Annotated in this window: 3 protein-coding genes; all 3 read left to right on the top strand. The window is 69.4% G+C overall.

Annotation, left to right across the window (positions count from 1 at the left end):
- A partial coding sequence (locus ACFVZH_RS40220; RefSeq protein WP_384905594.1) for a tyrosine-type recombinase/integrase occupies positions 1 to 923 on the top strand: 923 nt, incomplete at its 5' end.
- Complete coding sequence (locus ACFVZH_RS40215) at positions 913 to 1,359, top strand: DUF6262 family protein (RefSeq protein WP_384905592.1); 447 nt, start codon at positions 913 to 915, stop codon at positions 1,357 to 1,359. The genes ACFVZH_RS40220 and ACFVZH_RS40215, both read left to right, overlap by 11 nt.
- 87 nt (positions 1,360 to 1,446) lie before the next feature.
- On the top strand, positions 1,447 to 2,228 hold a 782-nt coding region (locus ACFVZH_RS40210), incomplete at its 3' end, for a DUF4158 domain-containing protein (protein WP_384905590.1).

Raw genomic sequence — 2,228 nt, 5'->3', positions numbered from 1 at the left:
GCTTGCAGCATCATCTGCTTGAGACGACTCCGAACCTCATTCTGAAACGATCAGTTATCCTGATCCGCTGCGGCCTGCGGGTCTCCGACGCCTGCACCATCCGGTTCGACTGCCTGCTTCATGACGGCCAGGGCGCCCCCTACCTGCGCTACTTCAACAACAAGATGAGCCGGGAGGCCGCCGTGCCCATCGACGAGGAGATCGAGGCCGAAGTCCGGTCCCAGCAGCAGCGCGTCCTTCAACGCTGGCCGGACGGCAATCCGCACGTCTTCCCCGGGCTGAAGGGCAACGCCGACGGCACCCGGCACTTCTCCCCGGACACCTACCGGCAGATGCTCAAGCGCTGGCTCGCCCAGTGCGACGTCCGCGACGAGAACGGGCAGCCGGTCCACCTCACCCCGCACCAGTGGCGGCACACCTTCGCCACCAGGCTGATCAACCGCGACGTCCCGCAGGAGGTCGTCCGCGTCCTCCTCGACCACGACTCCCACCAGATGACGGCCCACTACGCGCGGATCACCGACCAGACCGTCCGGCGCCGCTGGGAAGCCGCCACCAAGGTCAACATCCGGGGCGAGCGCGTCACCCTCAACCCCGAGGGGCCGCTGGCCCAGGCCGAGTGGGCCAAGACCCGCTACGGCCTCGCCACCCAGACCCTCCCCAACGGCTACTGCGGGCTCCCCGTCCAGAAGAGCTGCCCGCACGCCAACGCGTGCCTGACCTGCCCGGTCTTCCTCACCGGACCGGAGTTCCTGCCCGAGCCCAAGGCCCAGCACCGGCGGACGCCGACGCTCATCGACAACGCGAAGGGCTGCGGCCACCAGCGGGTGGCCGAGATGAACGAGCAGGTCGCGGCCAACCTCGACCAGATGATCACCGAACTCGAAGCCGACGGACCGCAGGAGGCCGCCGATGCGGGCTGACAACTCCCCGCACATCGTTGCCGCTGCCCGCGAGCGGGCCGCGGCAACGAGGGAACGGGCCATCGCCGCCCTGCGGCACATGGACGCCGCCGGCCAGCCTGTCTCCTTCGACGCCGTCGCCCGCGAGGCTGGCGTCTCGCGGTCCTGGCTCTACACCCAGCCCGACCTTCGGGCCGAGATCAACCGCCTGCGCGAGCGACACGGCCCAGCGTCATCGGCACCACAAGTCCCCGACCAGCAGCGCGCGTCGGACACCTCCCTGCTGCGGCGGCTGGAGACCGCGACGGCCCGAAACCGGCAGCTGGAGGCAGAGGTGCGCGAACTGAGGGACCAGCTCGCCCGCGTGCTCGGACAGCAGCGGGTCGCCGCCGTCACCTCTTCGGGTGAAACCAGCAGTCCCCGCCAGCGACCGACGAAGACCATCGGCCCGTGCTGATCCGGTCCGTCACCGACACCGACCACCACGCAATGGCCCAGGTCAGAGCCACGTCCAGTTCTGCGGCTGAAGATAAGGTTCGCGCTGATGCTGAAGTTCTTCGAGCAGGAGGGCCGGTTCCCGCAGTTCGTGGAGGAGTTCCCGCCCGCTGCTGTCGATTACCTGGCCGACGTGGTCAAGGTGCCGGCCGAGGACTTGGCGAAGTATGACCTGTCGTCCCGCTCCGCGAAGGGCCACCGTACGCAGATCCGCGAGGCGCTCGGGTTCCGCCCGGCGACCCGCGCGGACGAGGAACGGCTGACCGTCTGGCTCGCCGACGAGGTCTGCCCAGTGGAGCTGGTGGAGGACCGGCTGCGTGAGGCCCTACTCGTGCAGTGCCCCAGCGACAGCATCGAGCCCCCGGGCCGCATCGAGCGGATCGTGGCGGCAGCACAGGCCCGGGCCGACCGCTTCTTCTGCGCGCAGACCGTCGCATGCCTGGGCGAGGTATGCGCCCTGCGCCTGCTGGACCTGGTGACGGAGGGCAACGAGGACGGCACCGCGCTGCTGGCCTCGCTGAAGCGGGACCCGGGCGCGGTGGGCCTGGACTCGCTCCTGACGGAGATCACCAAGCTGACCGCCGTGCGCCAGCTTGGCTTGCCGGAGGGATTGTTCGCGGACTGCTCGGAGAAGCTGGTGGCCGCCTGGCGTGCACGGGCGATCAAGATGTATCCCTCGGACTTCCGGGACACGGGCGAGGACGTACGGACGACGCTGCTGGCCGCGCTGTGCGCGTCCCGCCAGGCGGAGATCACCGACGCTTTGGTGGAACTGCTCGTCGCCTTGGTCCACAAGATCAACGCCCGTGCCGAGCGGCGGGTGGAGAAGCA

Source organism: Streptomyces sp. NPDC059534 (genome assembly GCF_042743475.1).
In the GTDB taxonomy this organism is placed as follows: domain Bacteria; phylum Actinomycetota; class Actinomycetes; order Streptomycetales; family Streptomycetaceae; genus Streptomyces.
The sequence above is the reverse complement of the archived record's forward strand: the minus strand, read 5'-3'. Positions and strand labels throughout refer to the sequence as shown.